This window comes from Acidovorax bellezanensis (genome assembly GCF_025421555.1).
GTDB classification, from domain to species: domain Bacteria; phylum Pseudomonadota; class Gammaproteobacteria; order Burkholderiales; family Burkholderiaceae_C; genus Comamonas; species Comamonas bellezanensis.
Genome location: NZ_JAODYH010000007.1, coordinates 185970 through 211209, shown reverse-complemented (window position 1 = coordinate 211209; position 25240 = coordinate 185970). Strand labels below are relative to the sequence as shown.

The 25240-nt window shown below is 64.1% G+C and carries 24 protein-coding genes; 5 read left to right on the top strand and 19 right to left on the bottom strand.

From position 1 onward, the window contains the following. Positions 1-68 precede the first annotated feature (68 nt). Both N0K08_RS14995 and N0K08_RS14990 read right to left on the bottom strand, forming a co-directional pair. Positions 69-620 (bottom strand): NUDIX hydrolase, encoded by a 552-nt coding sequence (locus N0K08_RS14995; protein WP_261501196.1) that lies wholly within the window; start codon positions 618-620, stop codon positions 69-71. Positions 621-850: 230 nt separating this feature from the next. Further along, entirely contained in the window at positions 851-1546 is a 696-nt protein-coding gene (locus N0K08_RS14990; protein WP_261501195.1) for a fumarylacetoacetate hydrolase family protein, read from the bottom strand. Between the two features lie 184 nt (positions 1547-1730). Between N0K08_RS14990 and maiA the strand changes: the two genes are divergently transcribed. After that, a complete protein-coding gene (gene maiA, locus N0K08_RS14985) occupies positions 1731-2396 on the top strand; it encodes a maleylacetoacetate isomerase (protein WP_261501194.1) in 666 nt (221 codons plus the stop codon). Then, positions 2396-3301, top strand: a complete 906-nt coding sequence (locus tag N0K08_RS14980) for a polyphenol oxidase family protein (RefSeq protein WP_261501193.1) — start codon at positions 2396-2398, stop codon at positions 3299-3301. The genes maiA and N0K08_RS14980 overlap by 1 nt, the downstream gene beginning before the upstream one ends. Here N0K08_RS14980 and N0K08_RS14975 read toward each other — a convergent pair. Continuing rightward, entirely contained in the window at positions 3215-3541 is a 327-nt protein-coding gene (locus N0K08_RS14975) for a hypothetical protein (RefSeq protein ID WP_261501192.1), read from the bottom strand. The genes N0K08_RS14980 and N0K08_RS14975 overlap by 87 nt on opposite strands. Before the next feature lie 181 nt (positions 3542-3722). Between N0K08_RS14975 and N0K08_RS14970 the strand changes: the two genes are divergently transcribed. From N0K08_RS14970 to phbB, 3 genes are all read left to right on the top strand, one after another. Further along, positions 3723-5429 carry a PHA/PHB synthase family protein gene (locus tag N0K08_RS14970; protein ID WP_261501191.1) on the top strand — a complete coding sequence of 569 codons (1707 nt, stop codon included), beginning with the start codon at positions 3723-3725 and terminating at the stop codon, positions 5427-5429. A 101-nt stretch (positions 5430-5530) separates the two neighbouring features. Continuing rightward, a complete protein-coding gene (locus N0K08_RS14965; RefSeq protein ID WP_261501190.1) occupies positions 5531-6712 on the top strand; it encodes an acetyl-CoA C-acetyltransferase in 1182 nt (393 codons plus the stop codon). 149 nt (positions 6713-6861) lie between these two features. Further along, the gene (gene phbB / locus N0K08_RS14960) at positions 6862-7599 is read left to right on the top strand and encodes an acetoacetyl-CoA reductase (protein ID WP_261501189.1); all 738 of its coding nucleotides are present in this window, start codon (positions 6862-6864) and stop codon (positions 7597-7599) included. Between the two features lie 424 nt (positions 7600-8023). Here the strand turns inward: phbB and N0K08_RS14955 are convergent, their stop codons facing one another. The 16 genes from N0K08_RS14955 to N0K08_RS14880 all read right to left on the bottom strand — a co-directional run bounded on the left by N0K08_RS14955 (position 8024) and on the right by N0K08_RS14880 (position 25176). Next, positions 8024-10063 carry an ABC-F family ATP-binding cassette domain-containing protein gene (locus N0K08_RS14955; protein WP_261501188.1) on the bottom strand — a complete coding sequence of 680 codons (2040 nt, stop codon included), beginning with the start codon at positions 10061-10063 and terminating at the stop codon, positions 8024-8026. A 112-nt stretch (positions 10064-10175) separates the two neighbouring features. Beyond that, the gene (gene prmB, locus N0K08_RS14950; protein WP_261501187.1) at positions 10176-11093 is read right to left on the bottom strand and encodes a 50S ribosomal protein L3 N(5)-glutamine methyltransferase; all 918 of its coding nucleotides are present in this window, start codon (positions 11091-11093) and stop codon (positions 10176-10178) included. A gap of 11 nt (positions 11094-11104) precedes the next feature. Then, positions 11105-12301, bottom strand: coding sequence for a succinyl-diaminopimelate desuccinylase (gene dapE / locus N0K08_RS14945; protein WP_261501186.1), 1197 nt, complete (start codon positions 12299-12301; stop codon positions 11105-11107). Positions 12302-12340: 39 nt separating this feature from the next. Then, entirely contained in the window at positions 12341-13519 is a 1179-nt protein-coding gene (locus tag N0K08_RS14940) for a PilT/PilU family type 4a pilus ATPase (protein ID WP_261501185.1), read from the bottom strand. Positions 13520-13658: 139 nt separating this feature from the next. Next, positions 13659-14483, bottom strand: coding sequence for a 2,3,4,5-tetrahydropyridine-2,6-dicarboxylate N-succinyltransferase (gene dapD / locus N0K08_RS14935; protein ID WP_261501184.1), 825 nt, complete (start codon positions 14481-14483; stop codon positions 13659-13661). A 7-nt stretch (positions 14484-14490) separates the two neighbouring features. Further along, positions 14491-15696 carry a succinyldiaminopimelate transaminase gene (gene dapC / locus N0K08_RS14930; protein ID WP_261501183.1) on the bottom strand — a complete coding sequence of 402 codons (1206 nt, stop codon included), beginning with the start codon at positions 15694-15696 and terminating at the stop codon, positions 14491-14493. A 235-nt stretch (positions 15697-15931) separates the two neighbouring features. Further along, positions 15932-16618, bottom strand: a complete 687-nt coding sequence (gene rsxB / locus N0K08_RS14925; protein ID WP_261501182.1) for an electron transport complex subunit RsxB — start codon at positions 16616-16618, stop codon at positions 15932-15934. A 13-nt stretch (positions 16619-16631) separates the two neighbouring features. Further along, positions 16632-18098, bottom strand: a complete 1467-nt coding sequence (locus N0K08_RS14920; RefSeq protein WP_261501181.1) for a polyhydroxyalkanoate depolymerase — start codon at positions 18096-18098, stop codon at positions 16632-16634. Between the two features lie 148 nt (positions 18099-18246). Beyond that, the gene (gene dusA, locus N0K08_RS14915; protein ID WP_261501180.1) at positions 18247-19269 is read right to left on the bottom strand and encodes a tRNA dihydrouridine(20/20a) synthase DusA; all 1023 of its coding nucleotides are present in this window, start codon (positions 19267-19269) and stop codon (positions 18247-18249) included. Between the two features lie 152 nt (positions 19270-19421). Next, entirely contained in the window at positions 19422-19733 is a 312-nt protein-coding gene (locus tag N0K08_RS14910; RefSeq protein WP_261501179.1) for a cytochrome C oxidase subunit IV family protein, read from the bottom strand. 8 nt (positions 19734-19741) lie between these two features. Beyond that, the gene (locus N0K08_RS14905) at positions 19742-20455 is read right to left on the bottom strand and encodes a heme-copper oxidase subunit III family protein (RefSeq protein WP_261501178.1); all 714 of its coding nucleotides are present in this window, start codon (positions 20453-20455) and stop codon (positions 19742-19744) included. A 13-nt stretch (positions 20456-20468) separates the two neighbouring features. Next, positions 20469-21107 (bottom strand): cytochrome c oxidase subunit 3, encoded by a 639-nt coding sequence (locus tag N0K08_RS14900; protein ID WP_261501177.1) that lies wholly within the window; start codon positions 21105-21107, stop codon positions 20469-20471. Continuing rightward, positions 21104-22861 carry a cytochrome c oxidase subunit I gene (gene ctaD / locus N0K08_RS14895; RefSeq protein WP_261501176.1) on the bottom strand — a complete coding sequence of 586 codons (1758 nt, stop codon included), beginning with the start codon at positions 22859-22861 and terminating at the stop codon, positions 21104-21106. The genes N0K08_RS14900 and ctaD overlap by 4 nt, the downstream gene beginning before the upstream one ends. A 27-nt stretch (positions 22862-22888) precedes the next feature. Next, positions 22889-24052: a cytochrome c oxidase subunit II gene (locus tag N0K08_RS14890; RefSeq protein ID WP_261501536.1), complete on the bottom strand. Its 1164-nt coding sequence runs from the start codon at positions 24050-24052 to the stop codon at positions 22889-22891. A 53-nt stretch (positions 24053-24105) separates the two neighbouring features. After that, positions 24106-24597, bottom strand: coding sequence for a hypothetical protein (locus N0K08_RS14885; RefSeq protein WP_261501175.1), 492 nt, complete (start codon positions 24595-24597; stop codon positions 24106-24108). Between the two features lie 66 nt (positions 24598-24663). Continuing rightward, complete coding sequence (locus tag N0K08_RS14880) at positions 24664-25176, bottom strand: GlsB/YeaQ/YmgE family stress response membrane protein (protein WP_261501174.1); 513 nt, start codon at positions 25174-25176, stop codon at positions 24664-24666. Between the last annotated feature and the right edge of the window lie 64 nt (positions 25177-25240).

The following is a 25240-nucleotide window of genomic DNA, read 5'->3' as shown; positions in this document are numbered from 1 at the left end:
GTGTTTGTTACAAACTGAAGCAAAAGGCGGGCCAGGAGTCTGTGGCAGGCCGGGGGGGCGAACAGGCCCTAGACCAGATCGATGCAGTGCATGCCGAAGCTGCCGCGTTCGCGGTCGGCGTAGTAGTGCTGCAGCGTTTCCTTCACGGTGCGAAAAGCCAGCTCTTCCCAGGGAATGTTCTGCTCGGAGAACAGCTGCACTTCCATGGTTTCGGGGCCGGGATAGCATTTTTCGTCGCGCAGGTGGGCGCGGTAGAACAAATGCACCTGGCCTACGCGCGGCACGCTGATCAGCGTGAACAGCGGGCCCATTTCTATGTCCGCGCCGGCTTCCTCGTCGGTTTCGCGGCGCGCGCCCTGGGCCGTGGTTTCACCCAGCTCCATGAAGCCCGCGGGCAAGGTCCACAGGCCCCGGCGCGGCTCGATGTTGCGCTTGCACAGCAGCACACGGCCGTCGTCCATCACCGGGATGGTGCCGACGACATTCAGCGGGTTTTCATAGTGGATGGTGTGGCACCGGGGACAGACGGCGCGCTCTCGGGTGTCGCCGTCGTCGGGAATGCGGTAGACCACGGCGGTACCGCAGGCGCGGCAAAACTGGATGGGGCTGCGAAACGTCATCCTGCGACTATAAGCAAAAAATCAGGTGCTGCGAGTGCGAAGCGGGGCCCGCCTAGGGCGTAAGCCGCTCAGGCGCATTTTCCAACGTTCACATCGACCACTGCCTGTGAAACTGGCGTGTCCCAGCAAGGGGGCAGCGAGCAAGCGCCGTCGCGCAGCGAGGCTGCCGTCCCCCTCCACCGAAGGTTGAGAGGGGGAAGACGCGAAGCGGCTCAGGGGGTGCTTCTTTTTTAGACGATCTTTACGGACAAAGGCGTCAGGCCCGCGACCGAGCCTTCGAGCAGATCGCCGCGCACCACGGCGCTCACGCCTTCGGGCGTGCCGGTCATGATCAGGTCGCCGGGCTGCAGCTCCCAGGCGGCCGACAGATGCTCTATGGTCTCGGCGATGTTCCAGATCAATTGCGAGACATGGCTGCGCTGGCGGTCCGTGCCGTTGACCTGCAGGGCAATTTCTGCCTTGGCCACATCGCCGGCCTGGGCCGCGGGCGTGATGGCGGCGATGGGCGCGGAATGCTCGAAAGCCTTGCCGATGCACCAGGGGCGGCCCTGCTTCTTCATTTCGTTTTGCAGATCGCGCCGCGTCATGTCCAGGCCCACGGCGTAACCGTAGATGTACTCGGCAGCGTCGGCGGCGCGAATGTTCTTGCCGGCCTTGCCAATCGCCACGACCAGTTCGATCTCATGGTGCAGGTTGCTGGTCAGGCTGGGGTAGGGCATCTCGGCGGTAGCGCCGGCTTCCACGGGCAGCAGCGTGCTGGCGGGCTTGATGAAGAAGAACGGTGGCTCGCGGCCGGTAAAGCCCATTTCCTTGGCGTGCTCTTCGTAGTTGCGGCCTACGCAGTAGATGCGGTGCACGGGGAAACGCTCGGGGCTGCCGACCACGGGCAGGCTGGCTACGGCGGGAGGAGTGAATACATAGCGCATGGGAATCCTAGAGAGAGGAAATGCCAGGGCCTGCACTGTGCAGGTCCGCGCGCAGAAGTGTGCCACGGGCCGTGGGCTATCACGCCAATTCTTCTATAAGAGTTGTGATTTTTCCCGACCGCACCCCGGCGTGCGCGGCCCAGGCATTTGCAGCCCGGCAGGGCCGCTGTATGCTTGTGAGCATATGAAGCTCCACTCCTATTTCCGCTCTTCGGCCGCATATCGGGTACGCATTGCGCTGCAACTCAAAGGCCTGTCTTTCGACTATGTTCCGGTGAACCTGCTGCGCGGCGAGCAGCGGGCCGCCGACTATGTGAGCCATCTGGGTGACGGTCTGGTGCCGGCACTCGAAACGGGCGACGGTCACTGGCTGACCCAGTCCATGGCCATCATCGAATACCTGGATGAAACCCATCCCGCGCCTGCCTTGCTGCCGGCGACGCCCCTGGGCCGGGCGCAGGTGCGCGCGCTGGCGCAAATGGTGGCCTGCGAGATCCATCCGCTGAACAATTTGCGCGTGCTCAAGTACCTGGTGCACGAACTGAAAGTGTCCGAAGACGCCAAGCTGGCCTGGTACCGGCACTGGGCCGGCTCCGGACTGGCTGCCGTGGAGCGGCAACTGGCGCTGCTGGCCGACGAGCGCCGCGCCGCGGGCCTGGCCGAATCGCTTTATTGCTGGGGTGATACGCCAGGCCTGGCGGATTGCTGCCTGGTGCCCCAGGTCTACAACGCCCAGCGCTTCGAGATGTCGCTGGACACGCTGCCGCGTATCCAGGCCATCGTCGAACGTTGCCGGGCCTTGCCGGCCTTCGCGCTGGCCCACCCCGATGCCTGTCCGGATGCCCCCTGATGCGCCCCTTTGTTTCTTCCCTGCCCGGCGTGACCGATCATTGGCTGCAGCCTGACTGGCCGGCTCCGCCGGGCGTGCATGCGCTGTGCACCACGCGCGAAGGCGGCGTCAGCGTGCCTCCCTGGGACACGCTCAATCTGGGGGACCATGTCGGTGATTCCGCCCTGGCGGTGTACGAGAACCGTGGGCGCCTGCAAGCGGCCTTGCGCAGCCGCACGCCCGACGCGCGCGCGGTGTTCCTGCGCCAGGTGCATGGCAGCGATGTGCTGGCGCTGGACGCGGCCACGCCCCAGGGCCTGGCCGCTGACGCCTGCCTGACGGCAACGCCCGGCGTGGCCTGCACCATCATGGTCGCCGACTGCCTGCCGGTGCTGTTGACCGAGCGCAGCGGCAGCGTGGTCGCGGGAGCCCATGCGGGTTGGCGCGGCCTGGCCGGGACCGCACGCGGCGGCGGTCCGGGTGAAGGGGTGCTGGAAAGCGTGTTCGCGCATTTTGCGCAGCAGGTCACGGCCCAGGCAGGCGCGCCGGCGCAACTGGCGCAGGAATCGCTGCGCGATGCCCAGGCCTGGGTGGCGGGCCAGACGCTGGCCTGGTTGGGCCCTTGCATAGGTCCCGCGGCGTTTGAAGTCGGCGAGGAGGTGCGCGCCGCCCTGTGTCAGGGGCGTCCCGAGGCCGCGCGGCATTTCCAGCCGGGAGCGCAGCCCGGCAAATACCTGGCCGACCTCGCGGGCTTGGCACGCCAGCGCCTGCAGGCCCTGGGCATTACGGCGATTTACGGCAACGACAGCAGCGAGCGCTGGTGCACGGTGGCCAATCCTTCAGCGTTCTTCTCGCACCGGCGTGACGCCGGGCGCGACGGCAGCAGCGGTCGTTTCGCTGCCTGCATCTGGCGCGACAGCGTCTGAAGGCGGGGCTGCTTTATCGGCCTGGGCGGCCAGCCAGGCGGCGCGCTCGGCCTGCTCGCGCCGGTGGATCTTGCGCTTGCGTCCGGGTGTGCCCAGAATGTAGACCAGGATGCTCAGTGGCAGCAGGCCGTAGAGGACAAAGGTCACGAGGGCGCCCAGCAGGCTGCCCACGGGGCTGGTGGCTTCGGCGATCGCCATCATGACGGTGACGTACAACCAGGCGATAACTACAAGATACATAAATAGCGGCAGTCAATAGTGAATAACGTTAGTTGGGAGTGCGAAAACAACAGATCATCACGTGGTTCGAAAAAATTGGACTCAACAGGGTTGATCCGGGTGGACGCTGGGCACAATCCTGGCCCATGGCGTGTCCTGCACGCTTGACGCATCCGCCATCCTGCCTTCCTAGGACTACAGCATGAATTTTGACCCACTCGGGGGCTTTGGCATCCCGCCAATCCCGCAGATTTTCAGTCAGCAATGGGCCCAGGTCCTGAGCATGTTGCAATCCCAGGTCCCGGCGGCCGCTGCCAGCGCTCCCGCGCCGGTCGCACTGTCGTTCGATCCGCAAAAGCTCCAGCAGTTGCAGCAGACCTACCAGGAGGAGGCCGCGCGTCTGTGGAGCGGGGTGGGGCAGTCGGCCGCGCCCTTGAAGGACAAGCGATTTTCCGCCGACAGCTGGCGCAGCAATCCGGCGACCGCGCTGACAGCTGCAGTCTATCTGCTGCAATCCCAGACCCTGCTGGGCCTGGCCGATGCCGTGCAGGGCGACGAGAAGACGCGCCGCCGCATCCGTTTCGCGGTGGAGCAGTGGACGGCGGCGCTGTCGCCCAGCAACTGCCTGGCGTTCAATCCGCAAGCGCAGCAAAAACTGATAGACAGCAAAGGCGCCAGTCTGGCCAAAGGCATAGGCAATCTGCTGGACGACATGCGCCAGGGCCATATGTCGATGACCGACGAAAGCCTGTTCGAAGTCGGTGTGAATCTGGCGACCACCGAAGGCGCCGTGGTGTTCGAGAACGCATTGTTCCAGCTGATCGAATACAAGCCCTTGACGGCCAAGGTCTGGGAGCGCCCGCTGCTGATGGTGCCGCCCTGCATCAACAAGTTCTACATCCTCGACATGCAGGCCGAGAGCTCGCTGATCCGCCATGCGATAGCCCAGGGCCAGCGCACTTTTGTGGTCAGCTGGCGCAATCCCGATGCCTCGCTGGCCCAGTCGACCTGGGATGAGTACATCCAGGACGCAGTGATCACCGCCATCGACACCGTGCGCCAGATCACCCAGGCCGAGCAGATCAATACCCTCGGTTTTTGCGTCGGCGGCACCATGCTGATGACGGCGCTGGCCGTGCTGGCCGCGCGGGGCGATTCGTCCGTGGCCAGTGCCACTTTGCTGACCACGCTGCTGGACTTCAGCGACACCGGCATTCTCGATGTCTTCATCGACGAGTCCATGGTGCGCCTGCGTGAAATGCAAATGGGCCAGGGCGGCCTGCTCAAAGGGACGGAACTGTCGTCGACCTTCAGTTTCCTGCGTCCCAATGAGCTGGTCTGGAACTACGTCGTGGCCAACTACCTGCAAGGCGAGACGCCACCGCCGTTCGACCTGCTGTACTGGAACAACGACTCGACCAATCTGCCCGGGCCGTTCTACGCCTGGTATCTGCGCAACCTCTATCTGGAAAACCGGCTGGTGCAGCCGGGCGGACTCAAGGTCTGCGGCGCCAGTCTGGACCTGGGTCAGGTGGACTTGCCCGTATATGTCTACGGCTCGCGAGAAGACCACATCGTGCCCATCCAGGCCGCCTATGCCTCGACGCAGAAGCTCGGCGACGTGCGCTTCGTGATGGGCGCCTCGGGCCATATCGCCGGTGTCATCAACCCCCCGGCCAAGAAGCGCCGCAGCCATTGGATCCGCGAAGACGGCGCACTGCCGGCCAGCCATGATGCCTGGGTCGCCGGTGCCAGCGAGCATGCGGGCAGCTGGTGGGACGACTGGTCGCAGTGGCTGGCGCAGCATGGCGGCAAGCAGGTGGCGGCGCCAAAGCGCTATGGACGGGGCAGCGCCTTCCAGGCCATTGAAGCGGCACCGGGCCGTTATGTTCTGCAAAAAGCGGCATAAATCGTTGACAATGCTGCGGTGCAATATTGGTAGCATGTGGTGGTCAGTGGCCCCGCGTTGACGGGCCCGATCGCCGAAATCAGAGTCATTAAAGGACCGTCATGGAAGACATCGTCATCGTTTCTGCTGTTCGTACGCCGGTAGGTAAATTCGGCGGCGCGCTCGCCAAAGTACCTGCGACCGACCTGGGTGCCCTGGTCATCCGCGAAGCCCTGGCCCGGGCCCAGGTGCCGCTGGACCAGGTGGGGGAAGTCATCATGGGCCAGGTGCTGGCGGCTGGCGTAGGCCAGAACCCCGCACGCCAGGCCATGATGAAGGCCGGTGTGGCCAAGGAAACGCCCGCACTGACCATCAACGCGGTCTGCGGCTCCGGCCTCAAGGCCGTGATGCTGGCGGCCCAGGCCGTGGCCACGGGGGATAGCGAAATCGTGGTCGCCGGCGGCCAGGAAAACATGAGCCTGTCGCCCCACGTGCTCAACGGCTCGCGCGACGGCCAGCGCATGGGCGACTGGAAAATGACGGACACCATGATCGTCGACGGTCTGTGGGACGTCTACCACCAGTACCACATGGGCATCACCGCCGAGAACGTGGCCAAGGAAAACGGCATCAGCCGCGAAATGCAGGATGCGCTGGCGCTGGCCAGCCAGCAAAAAGCGGCGGCTGCCCAAGACGCGGGCAAGTTCGTCGCTGAAATCGTGCCCGTGGCGATTCCCCAGCGCAAGGGCGAGCCCCTGCAGTTCGCGGCCGACGAATACATCAACCGCAAGACCAGCGCCGAAGCGCTGAGCGGATTGCGTCCGGCTTTCGACAAGGCCGGCTCGGTGACCGCGGGCAATGCCTCGGGTCTGAACGACGGCGCGGCGGCCGTGGTGGTGATGTCCGCCAGCAAGGCCAAGGCCCTGGGCCTGACGCCGCTGGCGCGCATCGTCTCCTACGCGACCTCGGGGCTGGACCCGGCCACCATGGGCATGGGCCCGGTGTTTGCCAGCCGCAAGGCCCTGGCCCGTGCCGGCTGGAGTGCGCAGGACGTGGATTTGTTCGAGCTCAACGAAGCGTTCGCGGCCCAGGCCTGCGCGGTGAACCAGGTGCTGGACATCGATCCGGCCAAAGTCAATGTCAACGGCGGCGCGATTGCCCTGGGTCACCCCATCGGGGCGTCCGGTTGCCGCGTGCTGGTGACGCTGCTGCATGAAATGCAGCGCCGCGGCGCCCGCAAGGGTCTGGCCGGTCTGTGCATCGGTGGCGGCATGGGTGTGGCCATGGCGCTGGAACGGGTCTGAGCAAGCAGGAATTCGAGAGCGTGAAGGACTGCGCCGCGCTGCGATGGGCCCCGATTTTTACAATAAATCGGTAGTTACCTCCGCAGTGCTGCAGCCGATCTTCGATAAAGTGTCTGAGTGGTTGAGATGGTTTGTCCAGGAGAACTTCAATGAGTCAAAAAGTAGCGTACGTCACGGGGGGCATGGGCGGCATTGGCACGTCGATCTGCCAACGTCTTCACAATGATGGCTTCAAGGTGATCGCGGGTTGCGGTCCGACCCGCGACTTCAAGAAATGGCTTGATGAGCAAAAGGCACTGGGCTTCGAGTTTTACGCTTCGGTGGGCAACGTCGGAGACTGGCAATCAACGGTCGATGCTTTCAGCAGCGCCAAGGCCGCGCACGGCAAGATCGATGTGCTGATCAACAATGCGGGCATCACGCGTGACCGCATGTTCCTCAAGATGACGCGCGAGGACTGGGATGCCGTCATCGAAACCAACCTGACCTCGATGTTCAACGTCACCAAGCAGGTGATTGGCGACATGGTGGAACAAGGCTGGGGCCGGGTCATCAACATCAGCTCGGTCAACGGCGTCAAGGGCCAGGCGGGCCAGACCAATTACTCGGCAGCCAAGGCCGGCATGCACGGCTTCACCATGGCCCTGGCCCAGGAACTGGCCTCCAAGGGCGTCACGGTGAACACCGTGAGCCCAGGCTACATCGGTACCGACATGGTCAAGGCCATTCGTCCCGAAGTGCTGGACAAGATCGTGAGCACGATTCCCGTGCGCCGTCTGGGCGAGCCCAGCGAGATCGCGTCCATCATCGCCTGGCTGGCATCGGAAGACGGCGGCTACTCCACCGGCGCCGACTTCTCGGTCAACGGCGGCCTGCACATGCACTAAAACGGTGTAGTTCGAAAAAAAACCCGCTGAGGCGGGTTTTTTTTATGCCGCAAGAACGGCAGGTTCTAGAAATGGGGCTCTCTGGTAGCAGAATGCAGACCAGTGTGAGGGGCATGTGCTGGCGGCAGCGTGGCCGGCGCAGCAGGACCCCCTTCTCAGGGCGGCCGGCTCAGTAGCGGGCGGGGGCGCGTTTGCGGTCGCGTTCGTCTTCGGGCCAGGCAGACGTTTGGGCAGTCAAGTTCATGTAAAAAGCTCCTGTAATGCTTCTACAACGCGACGGCTTGAGCAGGCGTTGACAGGCAAACGCAAATAAATGAAACGAAAACGCGTATTTCGCGCCCGAATTCCCGAAAATATCAAAATAGATAGCAAAAAACGCAGGCCAGGCCTGCGTTTTAAAGGGTTTTAGTCGAGGGCGCGGTGCTTACGCTTCGTTGCCAACCTGGGCCGTCAAACCTTCGATCATGTCGTTGAGTTCGAGCCAGCGTTCTTCCAGGGCTTCGATCTCGTCATTGCAGGCCTTGAGGCGTTTGCCCGATTCGGCAATCTCCGCGGCAGGCAAAGGCTCGCTCAGGCGCTTTTCCAGCGCCGCGCGTTCGGCCGTCAGCAAAGCCAGCTTCTTGTCGTTGGCTTCGAGTTCCTTCTTGAAAGGACGGATGCTGTCGGCCAGCTCCTGGCGGGCCAGGGCGGCCAGGCGGCGCTGCTCCTTCTGGTCCACGGTCGACACGGCAGGTGCAGGCGCAGGCGCGGCTTTGACCACCGGGGCGGCGACGGGCGCCAGGGCCGGGGGCGGCGTGGTGGCCGGGTTGGCCGCTTCCTTCAGTTCGTCGCGCTTGGCTTCCTCGCGCAGGCGCTTGGACTCGTCGAGCAGGTAGCGCTGGTAGTCGTCCAGGTCGCCGTCGAACGGGCCCACGGCGCCGCGACCGACCATCCAGAACTCGTCGCAGACGGCGCGCAGCAGGGCCCGGTCGTGGCTGACCAGCATCACGGTGCCTTCGAACTCGTTGAGCGCCATCGACAGCGCTTCGCGCGTGGCCAGATCCAAGTGGTTGGTTGGCTCATCGAGCAGCAGCAGGTTGGGGCGCTGCCAGACGATCATGGCCAGCACCAGCCGCGCCTTTTCGCCGCCGCTCATGGTGCCCACGGCCTGCTTGACCATGTCGCCCGTGAAATTGAAAGTGCCCAGGTAGCTGCGCAGGTCCTGCTCGCGCGAAGGCTCGCGGCTGTTCGGGCCTTGCTCGCGGGCCAGACGGATCATGTGCTCCAGCGGGCTGTCGGCGGGCTGCAGAACGTCCAGCTCCTGCTGGGCGAAGTAGCCGATGTTCAGGCCCTTGCCTTCGGTGACCTGGCCGCCCAGGGCGCCCATTTCGTGGGCAATGGTCTTGACCAGCGTGGACTTGCCCTGGCCGTTGGCACCCAGAATGCCGATGCGCTGGCCGGCCAGCACCGAGCGGCTGACGTTGCGCAGGATGGTGGTCTCGCTGCCGTCTTCGCTGCGGTAGCCGAACGAAGCGTCCGAGATCGCCAGCATGGGGTTGGGCAGGTTGAGCGGTTCCTTGAACTCGAAAGTGAAGTCCGCCTCGGCCAGCACCGGGCCGATCTTTTCCATGCGCTCGAGCGCCTTGACCCGGCTTTGTGCCTGCTTGGCCTTGGAAGCCTGGGCCTTGAAGCGGTCGATGAACTTCTGCAGGTGGGCGATCTTTTCCTGCTGCTTGGCAAAGCTCGCGCCTTGCAGTTCCAGCTGCTGGGCGCGCAGTTCTTCGAACTTGCTGTAGTTGCCGCCGTAGCGGTTGAGCTGGGCCGCGTTGATCTGCAGCGTGACCGTGGTCACGGCATCGAGGAATTCGCGGTCATGGCTGATCACGATCATGGTGCCGGTGTAGCGCTTGAGCCAGGCTTCCAGCCAGACCAGGGCGTCCAAGTCCAAGTGGTTGGTAGGCTCGTCGAGCAGCAGCAGATCGGACGGGCACATCAGCGCGCGGGCGAGCTGCAGGCGCATGCGCCAGCCGCCCGAGAAGCTGTCCACGGGGTTGTTGAGCTCGGAGGACTTGAAACCCAGGCCCAGGATCAGCGCCTGGGCGCGGGCTTCGGCGTCATGGGCGCCGGCATCGGCGAGGTCGCAATAGGCCTGGGCAATGGCCATGCCGTCTTCACCGGCTTCGGCTTCTTCCAGCACTTGCTGGGCTTCGGCCAGGCGGGTGTCGCCGGCGAGCACGAATTGCGTGGCCGGCTCGTCGGTTTCGGGCATGTTCTGCGCGACCTGGGCCATGCGCCACTGGCGCGGCTTGGAGAATTCGCCGCCGTCTTCGGTCAGCTCGCCGGTGAACAGGGCAAACAAGGTGGACTTGCCCGCGCCGTTGCGGCCCACCAGACCGACTTTTTCGCCGGGGTTGATAGTGGCTGTGACTTGGTTGAGCAGTACTTTGGCCGATCGGCGCAAGGTGACGTTCTTGAGGGTAATCATGGGTATTCAGTGTCCAGGGCGTGGCAAAGCCACGTAAGCAGGCGCTGCGGGCCCGCCAAGAAAAGAGGTCTGGTGTCCGCCGCCGCTTCGCAAAGCGGGAGCGGGCGGGCGTTCAGGGGTTGGCGAGCGCGTAGCGCACCAGCGCCTGGCGGGTGATCAGCAGCACCTGCTCGTCACCCGAGGAAGTCTCCAGCCAGAACACCAGCAGTCCGGGGAAGGCTGCTTCGAAATATGGGCGCTCATTGCCGATTTCCAGGATCAGCACGGCATTCTCACGCATGCGGCTGGGCGCGTCGCGCAGTAACTGGGTGATGAAGTCCATGCCGTCTTCGCCGCCAGCCAGGGCCAGCACCGGCTCGGCCTGGTACTCGGCCGGCAGCTTGGCCATGCTCTCGGCGTTGACGTAGGGCGGATTGCACAGAATCAGGTCCCAGGGGCCGGGCGTGGCGGCCATGCCGTCGGATTCGACCAGTTGCACGCGCTCCTGCAGGTCGTGGCGGGCTACATTGATGCGGGCCACGGCCAGGGCGTCGGGCGACAGGTCGGCGCCCGTGACCAGTACGTCGGGGTAGGCCATGGCGGCCAGGCAGGCCAGGCTGCCGTTGCCGGTGCACAGGTCAAGCACGTCGCGGGTCTCGTCGCTGAGCCACTCGTCAACGGAGCCATCGGCCAGCAATTCGGCGATGAAGCTGCGCGGCACGATGGAGCGCTCGTCGATGTAGAACGGCACGCCTTGCAGCCAGGCTTCCTGGGTCAGGTAGGCGGCGGGCTTGCGCGTGCGGATGCGCTCGTCGAACAGCGCGGCCACGAGGGCTTGCTGTGCGGCGTCCACAGCCTGGCTGGCCAGTGTGGCATCGTCCAGATCGCTGTCCAGGGGCAGGCCCAGGCGCCACAGCACCAGCCAGGAGGCTTCGTCATGGGCGTTGGTCGTTCCGTGGCCAAAGGCCACGCCAGCGGCGGTGAGTGCGCTGGCACCGGACGCGATGAGTGCGCCAATGGTCGTGCCGTGCACGGCTTGGGGTTCTGTCATGAGGCTTTCGGTCACGCCACAGCGGATGCTGCCGAGCCCACAAGGGCTTGGGCATGCAGGTTCTCCAGCGTGCGGCGGTAGATGTTGGTCAAGGGCGCGATATCGGCCAATGCCACATTTTCGTCGATCTTGTGGATACTCGCGTTGGGTGGGCCCATTTCTATGACCTGATCGCAGATTTGGGCGATGAAACGCCCGTCGCTGGTGCCGCCCGTGGTCGACAGTTCGGTCGTCAGGCCGGTCTCTTGCAGGATGGCCTGTTGCACGGCCGCCACCAGGCTGCCGGGCGTGGTGAGAAACGGCAGGCCGCCCACGGTCCAGTCGAGGCTGTACTCGAGGCCATGGCGATCGAGCAGGGCATGGACCCGGGCTTGCAGGCTTTCGGCCGTGGATTCGGTGCAGAAGCGGAAATTGAAATCGATCACCACGCTGCCGGGAATCACATTGCTCGCGCCCGTGCCGCCGTGGATGTTGCTGATCTGCCAGCTGGTGGGCGGGAAAAAGGCATTGCCCTGGTCCCAGACGGTGGCGGCCAGCTCGGTCAGCGCCGGTACGGCCTGGTGGATGGGGTTGCGCGCCAGTTGGGGGTAGGCGATATGGCCCTGGATGCCCAGCACCGTGAGTTTGCCGCTCATGGTGCCGCGCCGGCCGTTCTTGATCATGTCGCCCGTGCGCTCCACGGCCGTGGGTTCACCGACGATGCAGTAATCGAGCCGTTCGCCGCGTGCGCGGAACTGCTCCACCACCACCTTGGTGCCGTCGATCGACGGACCTTCCTCGTCGCTGGTCAGCAAAAAGGCGATATCGATCATGGGCTCGGGCGTCGCGGCCAGAAACTCTTCGACGGCCACGACAAAGGCGGCGATCGAGGTCTTCATGTCGCTGGCGCCGCGCCCGAACAGCCGGCCGTCGCGGTGGGTGGGCGTGAACGGCGGGCTGCTCCACTGTTCGAGCGGACCCGTGGGCACGACGTCGGTGTGGCCGGCAAACACCAGGGTCTTGCGGGGCATTGCGCCGTCAGGGCGCGCCGACTGGCGCTTGGCCCAGAGGTTTTGCACGCGAAAGCTGTCCGGGCCGCTGTCCAGACGCTCGCAGGCAAAGCCCAGCGGTGCCAGGCGCGCGGCGATGAGGTCCAGGCAACCCGCATCTTCGGGGGTGACGGAAGGAAGGCTGATGAGTTGCTCGGCCAGTTGCAGGGTGCGGGACATGGGAAATGGGGGAGTTGGGTGTGCGGGGCAGCAGGGGCGTCAGCCGCCCGCGCCGATGTCCAGCACGATTTCTGTAAATGAAGGTCGGTCGTCTTCGGCCTTTGTCGCGGCGCTGCTGTCCGTGCTGGGCGGTGGCGCCGGCGTTTTGGCCGAGGGCGAAAAATCGTTTTGCAGGCGCCACATCAGATTGGTGGGCGAGTCGGCATGGGCCAGGCCTTCCTTGCGCTCGATCTTGCCGGCGTGGATCAGCGCGGCCAGCGCTTCCTCGAAAGTCTGCGAGCCTTCGGCCATGGACTTTTCCATGGCGTCGCGCACGCCCGAGAAGTCGCCTTTTTCAATCAGATCGGCGATCAGCTTGGTGTTGAGCATCACTTCGACGGCGGGTGTGCGTGTGCCCGCGGGCGTGCGTACCAGCCGCTGCGAGACGATGGCACGCATGGCCGCGGCCAGGTCGCCGAGCATGGTGTCGCGTACTTCCACGGGGTAGAAGCTCAGGATGCGGCCGAGCGCGTGGTAGCTGTTGTTGGCATGCAGCGTGGCCAGGCACAGATGGCCCGACTGGGCATAGGCCAGGGCGGCCGACATGGTTTCGCGGTCGCGGATTTCGCCGATCAGGATCACGTCCGGGGCCTGGCGCAGCGCGTTTCTCAGCGCCGTCTGCAAGGAGTCGGTATCGCTGCCGATTTCGCGCTGGTTGACGATGGAGCGCTGGTTGCGGAACTGGTACTCGATCGGGTCCTCGATGGTGAGGATGTGGCCGGTGACGTTCTGGTTGCGCTCGTCGATCATCGACGCCAGTGTGGTGCTCTTGCCCGAGCCCGTGGCGCCCACGACCAGCAGCAGGCCGCGTTTTTGCAGGATCAGCTCGCTGAGCACGGGCGGCAGGTTCAGCGAGGCCATCGCTGGAATGTGCTGGGCAATGAAGCGAATCACTACCGCATAGGTGCCGCGCTGGCGCATGGCGCTGACGCGAAAGCGTCCCACGCCGCGCAGCGGCACGCCCATATTGAGTTCGCCGGTGGCCTCGAGTTCGGCCATGCGCTCCGGGGGCACGATTTCGGCCAGCAGGCTGCGCGGCGCGTCGGGCGGCAGCAACTGGTTGTTGATTGGCACGCATTCGCCATGGATCTTGATCAGCGCCGGGGCGTTGGCCGAGAGGTAGACGTCCGAGGCCTGTTTTTCGCCCATCAGGCGCAGGATTCGCTCCATGGTGCTCATGACATCTTCCTCTGTGTTTGGTGTGCAAGGCTCACGGCCTATGAAACTGGCGTGCCTCAACCTGGGGCAGCGAGCAAGGGCCGCCCCGCAGCGAGGCTGCCGTCCCTGAGCGACGAAGTCGCTCAGGGGGTGCTTCACCTCAATCCCGCAGCAGGTCGTTGAGGCTGGTCGTCGAACGGGTCTTTGCATCGACCTTCTTGACGATGATGGCGGCGTACATGCTGTAGCGTCCATTGTCCTTGGGCAGGTTGCCCGACACCACCACCGAGCCCGCGGGCACGCGGCCGTAGGTGATCTCGCCGGTAGCGCGGTCATAGATGGGGGTGCTCTGGCCGATATAAACGCCCATGGAGATCACCGAGTTCTCTTCCACGATCACGCCTTCGACCACTTCCGAGCGTGCGCCGATGAAGCAGTTGTCTTCGATGATGGTGGGGTTGGCCTGCAGAGGCTCGAGCACGCCGCCCAGGCCCACGCCGCCCGACAGGTGGACGTTCTTGCCCACTTGCGCGCAGGAGCCGACCGTGGCCCAGGTGTCGACCATGGTGCCTTCGCCCACATAGGCGCCGATGTTCACATAGGAAGGCATCAGGATCGCGCCCTTGGCGATGAAGGAGCCGCGGCGCGCCACGGCAGGCGGGACGACGCGCACGCCGGTGGCGGCGATGTCGGCTTCGGACATGCCTTCGTACTTGGTGGGGACCTTGTCGAAGAAGTTCAGGCTGCCGGAGCTCATCAGCACGTTGTCCTTGAGGCGGAAGGACAGCAGCACGGCCTTCTTGATCCACTGGTGGACAGTCCACTGGCCCACGCCTTGCTGGGTGGCGACGCGCAGATGGCCGTCGTTGAGCTGGGCGATGACATGTTCGACAGCGTCGACGATTTCCTTGGGGGCGCTGGCCGGGCTCAGGTTGGCACGGTTGTCCCAGGCGGCGTCGATGATGGATTGCAATTGCTGTGTCATGGAAGCTTTACTTCTTTGGGGTTTGAATGAATTGGACAATGCGCTGGGCGGCTTCGAGGCATTCGGCGGTCTCCGCGACCAGGGCCATGCGCACGCGATTGGCGCCGGGGTTGTGGCCTGCCACGTCCCGCGCCAGATAGCTGCCGGGCAGCACCGTGACATTGTATTGAGCGTACAAATCGCGCGCGAACTGGACATCGTCCATGCCCAGCGCAGGGGGAATGCCGGCCCACAGATAAAAGCCCGCGTCGGGCAGGCGCACATCCATCACGCTGGCCAGAACCGGCGTGACTTCAGCAAACTTCTGCCGATACTGGCGGCGGTTCTCGATCACATGCTGCTCGTCGTTCCAGGCCGCGATGCTGGCCTCCTGCACGGCCGGGCCCATGGCGCCGCCATGGTAGGTGCGGTAGAGCAGAAAGGCCTTGAGCAGCTCCGCGTCGCCGGCGACAAAACCGCTGCGCAGGCCAGGCACATTGCTGCGCTTGGACAGGCTGGTGAACGCGACCAGGTTCTTGAAATCCTTGCGACCGAGCTTGACCGCGGCTTCGAGGCCGCCCAAGGGGGCCTCTTCGCGGAAATAGATTTCGCTGTAGCACTCGTCCGAAGCGATCACGAAGCCGTGGCGATCGGACAGGGCAAACAGCTTCTCCCATTCGGACAGGGGCATGACCGCGCCCGTGGGATTGCCCGGCGAGCACACATACATCAGCTGCGTGGTCTGCCAGACGGACTCGGGCACGCTGTCCCAGTCCACGGCGAAGTTGCGCGCTGGATCGCTGGGCACGTAGACCGGCTGGGCGCCGGCCAGCAGGGCCGCGCCTTCGTAGATTTGGTAGAAAGGATTGGGGCAGACCACGGTGACGCCGGCCTGGGTCGGATCGATCACGGTCTGCGCAAACGCAAACAGCGCTTCGCGCGAGCCATTGACGGGCAGCACCTGGGTGGCCGCATCAAGCTTCAGGCCGTAGCGGCGTTCCATCCACTGCGCGCAGGCCTGGCGCAGGCGCGGATCACCGCCCGTGGCCGGGTACTTGGCCAGGCTGCCGGGCGTATTGCCCAGCACTTCTTCGATGAACGGCGGCGTGGGATGGCGAGGCTCGCCAATGCCCAGGCTGATGGGACGATAGGAGGCCGAGGGCGTAACCCCCGCGAAAAGCTGTCGCAGCCGTTCAAACGGATAAGGCTGCAGTTGAGAAAGCAGGGGATTCATTGCGCACATTATCGTGGAATGCTGCGCTGCGCCAACAAAAAAATGCAGCGGAAGATAAGGCCTGGTGCTCACTCATTCTTCGACTGAGGTGCAAATAGGGCGGGGTGGCGCGGTCATCGGCCACGGCCTTTGAAACTGGCGTGTCCCAAGCGAGTGGCACCGAGCAAGCGCCGTCGCGCAGCGAAGGTGCCGTCCCCCTCCACCGAAGGCTGAGAGGGGGAAGACGCGAAGCGGCTCAGGGGGTGCTTTTGATCCGTGCCCGCGCCCGGGCCAGGGCGGCGGCGATGGCGGCCTTCTTGGCGTCGACGGGGGCGGCCGCGTCTGTCTGCAATGGGGCCGGCGCTGGGCTGGGTGCGAGCGCCGCACCCAATCCGGCGGCCATGGCCGCCTTGGGCGCAACCGCCTGGCCGCTGGCGGTCAGTCGTCCCTGGCGGCGCGTGTAGCGCTGCAAGGCGTGCTGGGCCTGTTCCTCGGACCAGGCGGACCAGCCGGTGGCGTCGCCGCTGGCCGGGATCAGTGAAATACAGTCCACGGGACAGACGGGAATGCACAGCTCGCAGCCCGTGCAATGCGGCGCGATCACGGTGTGCATGCGCTTGTTGGCACCGAAGATGGCGTCGGTGGGGCAGGCCTTGATGCACAGCGTGCAGCCAATGCACCAGGCCTCGTCGATCAGGGCCAGCGTGCGTGGGGCTTCCACGCCGTGCTCGGCCGACAGGGGCAGCGCCGGCAGGCCGGTGATGGCGGACAGTCGCTCAATGCCTTGCGCGCCGCCGGGCGGGCATTGGTTGATGGCGGCCGCGCCGTCGGCAATCGCCTGCGCATAGGCGGCGCAGTCCGGATAGCCGCAGCGCGTGCACTGGGTTTGCGGCAAGGCGGCGTCGATGCGAGCCGCCAGGCCTTGTAGGGCGGAGGCGGGCATGACGCTTCCTCCTTTATGTGCGGCGTGACCCGCGTGTTGCGCGGGACTTGCTGCTCTTGGCCGGGCTCTTGGCGGTAGCGGGCGGCGTGGCGGCTTGGGCTGCGACGGGCGCCGGGGCAGCCTCCTCGACCGGGGCCGGCGCTGCCACTGCAACTTCGGTCTTGGCCTGAAGCACGGGACCATCGTCATCGCCGACGATCTCGGGTGTTACGCTGGGCACGGCATGCTGGAGGATGAATTCCCGCACCTGCGGATACACCGTCTCGCGCCAGCGGCGGCCGCTGAAAATGCCGTAGTGGCCTGCGCCTTGCACTTCAAGGTGTTTGTGATTTTCGGGCGCAATACCGGTGCACAGATCGTGCGCGGCGCGGGTCTGGCCGGAGCCTGAAATATCGTCCAGCTCGCCTTCCACCGTGAGCACTGCGCTGGTGGTGATGTCCTGCGGGCGCACGCGCTCGGGCTGGCCGTCGACCGACTTCACATCCCAGGTGCCCTTGATCAGCGAATAGTCCTGGAATACGGTGTAAATCGTTTCCAGGTAGTAGGCCGCGTCCATGTCGAGCACGGCGTTGTACTCGTCATAGAACTTGCGGTGTGCCTCTGCGCTTGCATCATCGCCCTTGAGCAGGTTCTTGAAGTAGTCGAAGTGGCTGGTGGCATGCCGGTCGGGGTTCATGGCCACGAAGCCCGTGTGCTGCAGGAAGCCCGGATAGACGCGGCGGCCCGCGCCGGGGTAGTTGGACGGCACCTGGTGGATCACATTGGTCTCGAACCACTCGTAGCTGTGGGTCGTCGCCAGGTTGTTGACGGCCGTGGGCGAGCGGCGCGCGTCGATAGGGCCGCCCATCATGGTCAGGGTCTGCGGCGTGGCTTCGCCGCGGCTGGCCATCAGGGACACGGCCGCGAGCACGGGCACCGTGGGTTGACAGACGCTCACCACATGGCAGTGGCCGTATTGGCTCTGCAGATGGCGGATGAACTCCTGCACGTAGTTGACATAGTCATCGAGGTGGAACACGCCCTGGTCGAGCGGCACCATGCGCGCATTCTTCCAGTCGGTGATGTAGACCTTGTGGTCCGACAGCATGCTGTTCACCGTGTCACGCAGCAGCGTGGCGTAGTGGCCCGACAGAGGCGCGACGATGAGCACCGCGGGCTGCGCGGCCATGGTTTGCAGCGTCTCCAGGTCGTCGGTGAAACGCTTGAAGCGGCGCAGCTCGCAAAATGGCTTGTCGATCTCGACACGCTCCATGATGTTCACGGTGATATCGCCCACCGTCACCGAAGGGATGCCGAACTGTGGTTTTTCGTAGTCCTTGCCCAGGCGATAAAACAGCTCAAACCCCGCCGAAATGCGCTGCGACAGCGGTGCTTGGCTGAATGGCGACGATGGGTTGCTGTAAAGCTTGGCCGCTGCCAGCGCAAAGTCGGCAAAGGGCTCCACAAGGGAGCGCTGGGTTTCGTACATCTGATAAAGCATGGGGTAAGACCTCGCTATGTTGCAGTGCAATATAGCAGTTGTCTGACGAGCCGGGGCAGGGCATTTGCGTAACTGCCTCTCGCGTCATGGGGAAACGGATGCAAAAAAGCCTTTATTGACTTTGCTTGACTATTTGCCGACCAGGGCTTTAGTTGGGGGTGCCAGCGTCCTCAGACCGCGGCGCACGCGCCAGGGCCATGACTTCACGGGCCGGCAGCACTTTGAGACGGTGGTCGCTCCAGACCTGGCGCCAGCGGCGTGCGCCGGGCAGACCATGGCGCAGGCCCAGCATGTGGCGCGCGATGCTGTACCAATGGGTGCCGTGCGCCAGCGCTTCGCGTTCCATATAGTCCACCATCTGTTCTTCCACCGCTTCGCGAGTCAGCTCCGATGGCGCGTCGCCATAGAACTGCGCATCCCAACTGGCCAGCCACCAGGGGTTGTGATAGGCCTCGCGGCCGACCATCACGCCATCGACCTGCTCGAGCTGCTCGGCGACGGACTGGTTGTCCTTGAAGCCTCCGTTGATGGCCAGCGTGAGCTGCGGGAAATCGCGCTTGAGCTGGGCCACGACGTCGTAGCGCAGCGGCGGCACTTCCCGGTTTTCCTTGGGCGACAAGCCTTTGAGCCAGGCGTTGCGCGCGTGCACGATGAACACTTCGCAGCCGGCTTCGGCCACGGTGCCGATGAAGTCGCGCACAAACTCGTAGCTTTCGCTTTTGTCGATACCGATGCGGTGTTTGACGGTGACGGGAATCTGCACCGCATCCCGCATGGCCTTGACGCAGTCGGCCACCAGCGGCGCCTCGTTCATCAGGCAGGCGCCAAACGCACCGCGCTGCACGCGCTCGCTGGGGCAGCCGCAGTTGAGGTTGATTTCGTCATAGCCCCATTGCGCCCCGAGCAACGCGCTGCGCGCCAGATCAGCAGGCTCGCTGCCGCCCAACTGCAAGGCCAAGGGGTGTTCCTCTGCATTGAAGCGCAGATGCCGCGGCACATCGCCGTGCAGCAGGGCGCCGGTGGTCACCATTTCGGTGTACAGCAAGGTGTGGCGCGTCAGCAGCCGGTGCAGATACCGGCAATGTCGGTCGGTCCAGTCCATCATCGGCGCAACGGACAGGCGCCAATTCAGTGCAACTTGTTGATTCTGTGGGGAAATCTGCGAATTCATGGGGCGGTATTGGGTGCTTGTGGCACTGGCTGTAGCACCCGGGAAGCGCGCGGGCGGAACCACTGCGGACACAGCACAGATACGTCTAAAAGATCAGGGCAGTATTGTGCACATGCGGGCGCAAACCTTCATGAGGAAGGCTTTAGCCACTTTCAGCGGAAAAACAGCGAGCGGATGGCAAACGTGTGTTCGGCCTCCAGTGCCATCAGGGCCACCAGCACCAGAAGGCATAGCGGTGGCAGCAGGATCGCGCAGACCAGCGCCAGCCGTTCCCAGGCCATGTGCATGAAGACCGCCACGATCAAGCCGGCCTTCATCAGCATGAGCGCCACAATCAAGCCCCAGCGCAGATAGCCCGTGAAGCGGAAATAGTCGACCATATAGGACAGTGTGCTGAGCACGAACAGCAGACCCCATACCTTGAGGTAAAGGCTGATCGGATGTTGTTGGCCGGAGGATGGCATGGCAGACCTCACCAGAGGTAGAACAGCGCAAAAATGAACACCCAGACCAGATCGACGAAGTGCCAGTACAGGCCCGCGATCTCGACAATCTGGTAATTGCCGCTCTTTTCATAGTCGCCGCGCCACAGCTTGAAGGCCACGGTGAACAGGTAGATCACGCCGATGGTCACATGCAGGCCGTGAAAGCCGGTGATCATGAAGAAGGCCGAGCCGAACTGCGCCGCCCCCATCGGGTTGCCCCAGGGCCGCACGCCTTCCTCCAGGATCAGCTTGGTCCATTCAAAGGCCTGCATCCCCACGAATAACTCGCCCAACGCGCCGGTCAACACCATCAGCGTGACGGCGTTCACACGGTCGCGGCGATAAGCGAAGTTCACCGCCATCGCCATGGTGCCGCTGCTGGTGATGAGCACGAAGGTCATTAACGCGATCAGCAGCAGCGGCACGTCCGCGCCCGCGACGTGCAGAGCGAACACCTCGCTGGGGTTGGGCCAGGGCACGGTGGTCGCGCCACGCACTGCCATGTAGCCGGTGAGAAAGCAGCTGAAAACGAAAGTGTCCGAGAGCAGGAAGATCCACATCATTGCCTTGCCCCAGGACACGCGGAAGGCTTCGCGGTCGGATGACCAGTCCGCCACAAGCCCGCGCCAACCATCGGGCGCAGCGGCTATGTCCGGCGTGGGTGCCAGAGCTACGGTGGGAGCGTTGGTGACAAGGCTCATGATCAGGCCTCTTTCAGGCGGTGCCACAGATGAAACGTACCACTTGCGGCGTCAGCCCAGCCAGCGTGGCGAACAGTGCCATCCAGATGAGCAGCAAAAAATGCCAGTAACGTGCGCACAGCCTGATGCGTTGCTGCGCACGCACCGGAGCCGCCTGCCGCCACAGGCCGGTGGCCGTCACGCTCCAGGCGATGAGGCCTCCCGCTACATGCAGGCCATGCAAGGCCGTCAGCAGGTAGAAAAAACTCGCGGCGGGGTTGCTGGCCAGCACCACATGCCCGGCGGACAACACCTGCCAGGCCCACAGCTGAACACCCAGGAACGCCCAGGCGCAGGCGCCGCCGGCCCACAGCCGGCCACGGGCCTCGCGCCAGCGTCCGCGCCGCGCGCTCCCATAGGACCACTGCATGGCTGCGCTGCCCGCCACCAGCAAGGCCGTGCTGAGCCATAGCTGCCACGGCATGGCGAGGGACGACCAGTCGTCGCCTTCCATGCGCATCAGATAGGCGGCAATGAACAGCAGGAACAGGGTGCCGGCCGTTCCCATGAAGACCCACAGGCCGATACCTGCGGCAGGGCTGGCAATGTCGAGGCGCGGGTCCAGGCCGCGCGCCTGGATGGCAGAAGGCCGGGGCAGGGTGGTGGAATTCATGTCAACACTCCTTTCGCGGTCGGGGCTTCGGGCTTCAACTCGCCAGCCGTGGGTGGCGCGTTTTGTGCAATGAAGTCCTGCGCCGCACCCGGCACGCTGTAGGCATAGGCCCCGCGGTAGGCCACTGGCACGTGTTCCCCCCAATTGCCATGGCCTGGAGGCGTTTCGGGGGGCTGCCATTCGAGCGACGCGGCGCGCCAAGGGTTGGCATCGGCCCGCCGGCCACGCCAGGCACTCCAAGCCAGGTTGAAGATGAACAGCAGTTGCGCCACCCCGACGATGATCGCGGCGACGGTGATAAAGGCATTGAGCGCGTGTGCCGACGCCGGGATGAACTGGTAGTTGTCGTAGTTGTAATAGCGCCGCGGCATGCCAAGCACGCCGAGGTAGTGCATGGGGAAGTAGATCGCGTAGGTGCCCAGGAAGGTGATCCAGAAATGCACCCGGCCCAGCCGGTCGTCGAGCATGCGACCGGTGATTTTCGGAAACCAGTGGTAGATGCCGCCGAACACCACCAGCAGCGGCGCCACGCCCATCACCATGTGAAAGTGCGCCACCACGAAATAGGTGCCCGACAGGGGAATGTTCACGCTGACATTGCCCAGAAACAGCCCGGTCAAGCCGCCGATGACAAAGGTGCTGATGAAGGCCAGCGCAAACAGCATGGGCACCGACAGGTGTATGTCGCCGCGCCACAAGGTCAGCAGCCAGTTGTAGACCTTGAGCGCCGTCGGCACGGCGATGATCAGCGTGGTGGTGGCGAAGAAGAAGCCGAAATACGGGTTCATGCCGCTGATGAACATGTGGTGCGCCCAGACCAGTACGCTGAGCACGCCGATGGCCAGAATGGCCCAGACCATGGTGCGGTAGCCGAAGATGCTTTTGCGCGCATGCACGCTGATCAGGTCGGAAACGATGCCGAAAGCCGGCAGCGCCACGATGTAGACCTCGGGGTGGCCGAAGAACCAGAACAGGTGCTGGAACAGCAGGGGGCTGCCGCCCTTGTAGGTCGTTGCCTGGCCCATGGACAGCAGTGCCGGTATGAAGAAACTGGTGCCCAGGGTCTTGTCGAGCAGCATCATCACGCCACTGACGAACAACGCTGGAAACCCGACCAGGGCCAGAATGGAAGCGACGAAGATGCCCCAGACCGTGAGCGGCATGCGCATCAGCGTCATGCCCTCGCAGCGCGCCTGCAGCACCGTGGTCACGTAGTTGAGGCCGCCCATGGTCGCCGCGACGATGAAGATCAGCAGCGACACCAGCATCAGGATGATGCCGCCGTCGTGGCCTGGCGTTCCCGGCAGGATGGCCTGCGGCGGGTACAGCGTCCAGCCCGCGCCGGTGGGTCCACCGGTCACGAAGAAGCTCGACAGCAGCACCACGACTGCCAGCAGGTAGACCCAGTAGCTCAGCATGTTGAGGAAGGGAAACACCATGTCGCGCGCGCCCACCATCAAGGGAATCAGGTAGTTGCCGAAACCGCCCAGAAAGAGCGCTGTGAGCAGATAGATCACCATGATCATGCCGTGCATGGTGACGAACTGGTAGTAGCGATCGACGCTGATGAATTCAAACCGGCCCGGAAAGCCCAGTTGCAGGCGCATCAGATTCGACAGCACCAGGCCGACCAGCCCGACCGCAATGGCGGTCATGGCGTACTGGATGGCGATCACCTTGTGGTCCTGGCTCCACACATAGCGGCTCCAGAAGCTTTGCGGCGGGTGATGCCGGGTGTCGTCAGCATAGGCCATGGCATTCCTTTGGGGGCAGCTGGGTTTTCATCGCTGTGCCTTTTGCGCGGTGTCGGCCGGGACCGGTCCGCCGAGCGACTGGATATAGGTCAGCAGTGCGGCCAGCTCTTCGTCGCTCAACTCGATCTTGGGCATGATGGGCTGAAAGCCTTTCACGCTACGGGCCTGCGGGTCGAGGATGAAACTTCGCAGATAGGCTTCGTCCACCAGCGCGGTGGAGCCGTCCTGCATGGTTTCCTGCTTGCCGTACAGCCCCTTCCAGGTCGGCCCTAGCCGCGGACTGCCATCCACGGTGTGGCAGGCCACGCAGCCCTTGGATTGGTACAGCGCCTGGCCCTGGGAAACCTTCGTGGCGTCGCTACCCACGGACCCCGCCGATGTCGATGCCGTAGACGCCGGCCCGACCAATGTCATGGCAAAAGTGGGCTGGGCCTTCAGCCAGGCCTGGAATTGGGCCTCATCTTCCACCACCATGGCGCCGCGCATTTGGCTGTGCCCCACACCGCAGAGTTGGGCGCACAGCACCTCGTAGCGGCCGGCCAGGGTGGGCGTGAACCAGAATGAGGTGACCATGCCCGGCACCATGTTCATGCGGGCCCGAATGGGAGGGACGTAGAAGTCATGCAGTACATCGTGTGAGCGCAGCAGCACTTTCACCGGTTTGCCCAGAGGCAGATGCACCTCGTTGCTGTTGACCAGAATGTTGGCCTGGCTGGCCGGGTCGGTGGCATCCAGGCCGAAGGGGTTGCTTGCGCTGACGAAGCGGGGATCGCTGAAACCCAGCTTGCCGCTGGTACCGGGAAAGCGGTAGCGCCATTGCCATTGCTGGCCCAGCACCTCCAGCACGAGGGCATCGCGCGGCGCGCTGACATAGTTGGCGTAAACCAGCAGGCCAGGTGCCAGCAGGGCCACGATGCCGAGCGTGGTAATCCCAATCAGCCAACGTTCCAAGCGCTTGTTCTCGGGCTCATAGGCGGCACGGGCGCCATCGCGGTGGCGAAAACGCAGCAGCGTGTAGGCGAGGAAAAGGTTGATGACGACGAAAAAGACGCCGGTGACCAGCAGCGTGATCGTCAGCGTATCGTCCATGGACTGCCAGTTCGATGCCAGCGGCGTAGTCCACCAGGGGCTGACAAGGTGAAACAGCACCGACGCTAAGACGATGGCAATGAGTACAACGGCAAAGTGCATGTGCCTCCCCGTAATCCCACCGGCCGTGGCAGCTTGGCAGTCGGCGGCCAGCGTCAAGCCCGGCGATTGAGCTTCCAGTACAACAGCGCCGCCGTCACACCAAAGATCAGGTGTATCCACAGGGTTTCAGTGCCCCGCAGATTGATGAACCAAGGAAAGAAGTGGGTCATGCCGTGAAAGTTCAGCAGGTACAGAGAAGCGCCAAACACCATGCCAGCCACAGACACCATGCCCACGCTCGAATCCAGCGACAGTGACGCGATGGCGAACGCGAGCAGCAAGCCAAAGACGATACCCAGAGCATAGTGGGCCAGCAGTGCCACGGTCACCACGGCTGCGCTGAATTCGTTCGACTGCAGAACCGCCGGCCCCATCACGATGGCGGCGATCAGGTGCGAAATCGCCCAGGGGCTGGCGCTGTAGACCAGGAGCGACCAAAAAAATTCGAGCACCATCACGACGGCGCCTGCCGCAAAGCCAGCAGTGGCTGCGGCTGACCAGTCGGGCAGCCGCAGGTGGGGGTATGAGTGCAGATGAAGGTCCATGATCACCTCCGCAAAACAGGAAACGGGCCCCGCGTTCATGGAAACGGGAGCCCTGGTCCGGGTACGTCAGGGGAAGATAGGGGTGTCCGGATCCTCTCCTTCAAAGCGGGCTTCGGGGTGCGATGCCTGCAACAGGGCTTCGACTCTCTTGACCTGCAAACCAGGCACATCCACCATCAACAGGATTTCGCCCCGCTCGATGGCGGCCTTGAAGCGTTTGAGTCGGCGGCTGGGAACAGAAATGCCGATCAGGCTGGACGACCAGGCGCCCATCAAGGCCCCCAGCACGCCAAGGATGGCCACCACGCCCCATCCCATCGACTGGAATCCAAGGGGGTAGTACATGGCCACCAGCAGGCCGGCGACGACACCAATCGTGCCGCCGACCAGGAGCCCCAATTCGGCCGCATAAATCACGTCCGTCGCCTGTAGAACATTGGCGGGGTGCAGATCCGAGAGGCTCATGCCTTCCCGTCCAACGCAGTGGATTCTTTTCACCGGTATGCGTGCCAGCAGCAATTCGTCGACCGTCCGCCGAGCACTCGCCACATCGGGTATCAGCCAGTAAATTCGCCTCATAAACCCTCCTTCAACCACGCCAAGCGGCTTAAGGACTAGCAACCCCCTCGAATTCTTTTATACG

What these genes read in the sequence shown, in the direction of transcription:
- N0K08_RS14995 (WP_261501196.1), bottom strand. Translation starts at nt 620, where the DNA reads ATGACGTTTCGCAGCCCCATCCAGTTTTGCCGCGCCTGCGGTACCGCC.
- dapD (WP_261501184.1), bottom strand. Translation starts at nt 14,483, where the DNA reads ATGACACAGCAATTGCAATCCATCATCGACGCCGCCTGGGACAACCGT.
- maiA (WP_261501194.1), top strand. Translation starts at nt 1,731, where the DNA reads ATGAAGCTCCACTCCTATTTCCGCTCTTCGGCCGCATATCGGGTACGC.
- N0K08_RS14940 (WP_261501185.1), bottom strand. Translation starts at nt 13,519, where the DNA reads ATGAGCACCATGGAGCGAATCCTGCGCCTGATGGGCGAAAAACAGGCC.
- N0K08_RS14955 (WP_261501188.1), bottom strand. Translation starts at nt 10,063, where the DNA reads ATGATTACCCTCAAGAACGTCACCTTGCGCCGATCGGCCAAAGTACTG.
- N0K08_RS14975 (WP_261501192.1), bottom strand. Translation starts at nt 3,541, where the DNA reads ATGTATCTTGTAGTTATCGCCTGGTTGTACGTCACCGTCATGATGGCG.
- prmB (WP_261501187.1), bottom strand. Translation starts at nt 11,093, where the DNA reads ATGACAGAACCCCAAGCCGTGCACGGCACGACCATTGGCGCACTCATC.
- N0K08_RS14990 (WP_261501195.1), bottom strand. Translation starts at nt 1,546, where the DNA reads ATGCGCTATGTATTCACTCCTCCCGCCGTAGCCAGCCTGCCCGTGGTC.
- phbB (WP_261501189.1), top strand. Translation starts at nt 6,862, where the DNA reads ATGAGTCAAAAAGTAGCGTACGTCACGGGGGGCATGGGCGGCATTGGC.
- dusA (WP_261501180.1), bottom strand. Translation starts at nt 19,269, where the DNA reads ATGAATTCGCAGATTTCCCCACAGAATCAACAAGTTGCACTGAATTGG.
- N0K08_RS14885 (WP_261501175.1), bottom strand. Translation starts at nt 24,597, where the DNA reads ATGGACCTTCATCTGCACTCATACCCCCACCTGCGGCTGCCCGACTGG.
- N0K08_RS14880 (WP_261501174.1), bottom strand. Translation starts at nt 25,176, where the DNA reads ATGAGGCGAATTTACTGGCTGATACCCGATGTGGCGAGTGCTCGGCGG.
- dapC (WP_261501183.1), bottom strand. Translation starts at nt 15,696, where the DNA reads ATGAATCCCCTGCTTTCTCAACTGCAGCCTTATCCGTTTGAACGGCTG.
- N0K08_RS14910 (WP_261501179.1), bottom strand. Translation starts at nt 19,733, where the DNA reads ATGCCATCCTCCGGCCAACAACATCCGATCAGCCTTTACCTCAAGGTA.
- N0K08_RS14980 (WP_261501193.1), top strand. Translation starts at nt 2,396, where the DNA reads ATGCGCCCCTTTGTTTCTTCCCTGCCCGGCGTGACCGATCATTGGCTG.
- ctaD (WP_261501176.1), bottom strand. Translation starts at nt 22,861, where the DNA reads ATGGCCTATGCTGACGACACCCGGCATCACCCGCCGCAAAGCTTCTGG.
- N0K08_RS14920 (WP_261501181.1), bottom strand. Translation starts at nt 18,098, where the DNA reads ATGCTTTATCAGATGTACGAAACCCAGCGCTCCCTTGTGGAGCCCTTT.
- N0K08_RS14905 (WP_261501178.1), bottom strand. Translation starts at nt 20,455, where the DNA reads ATGAGCCTTGTCACCAACGCTCCCACCGTAGCTCTGGCACCCACGCCG.
- N0K08_RS14965 (WP_261501190.1), top strand. Translation starts at nt 5,531, where the DNA reads ATGGAAGACATCGTCATCGTTTCTGCTGTTCGTACGCCGGTAGGTAAA.
- N0K08_RS14900 (WP_261501177.1), bottom strand. Translation starts at nt 21,107, where the DNA reads ATGAATTCCACCACCCTGCCCCGGCCTTCTGCCATCCAGGCGCGCGGC.
- dapE (WP_261501186.1), bottom strand. Translation starts at nt 12,301, where the DNA reads ATGTCCCGCACCCTGCAACTGGCCGAGCAACTCATCAGCCTTCCTTCC.
- N0K08_RS14890 (WP_261501536.1), bottom strand. Translation starts at nt 24,052, where the DNA reads ATGCACTTTGCCGTTGTACTCATTGCCATCGTCTTAGCGTCGGTGCTG.
- rsxB (WP_261501182.1), bottom strand. Translation starts at nt 16,618, where the DNA reads ATGCCCGCCTCCGCCCTACAAGGCCTGGCGGCTCGCATCGACGCCGCC.
- N0K08_RS14970 (WP_261501191.1), top strand. Translation starts at nt 3,723, where the DNA reads ATGAATTTTGACCCACTCGGGGGCTTTGGCATCCCGCCAATCCCGCAG.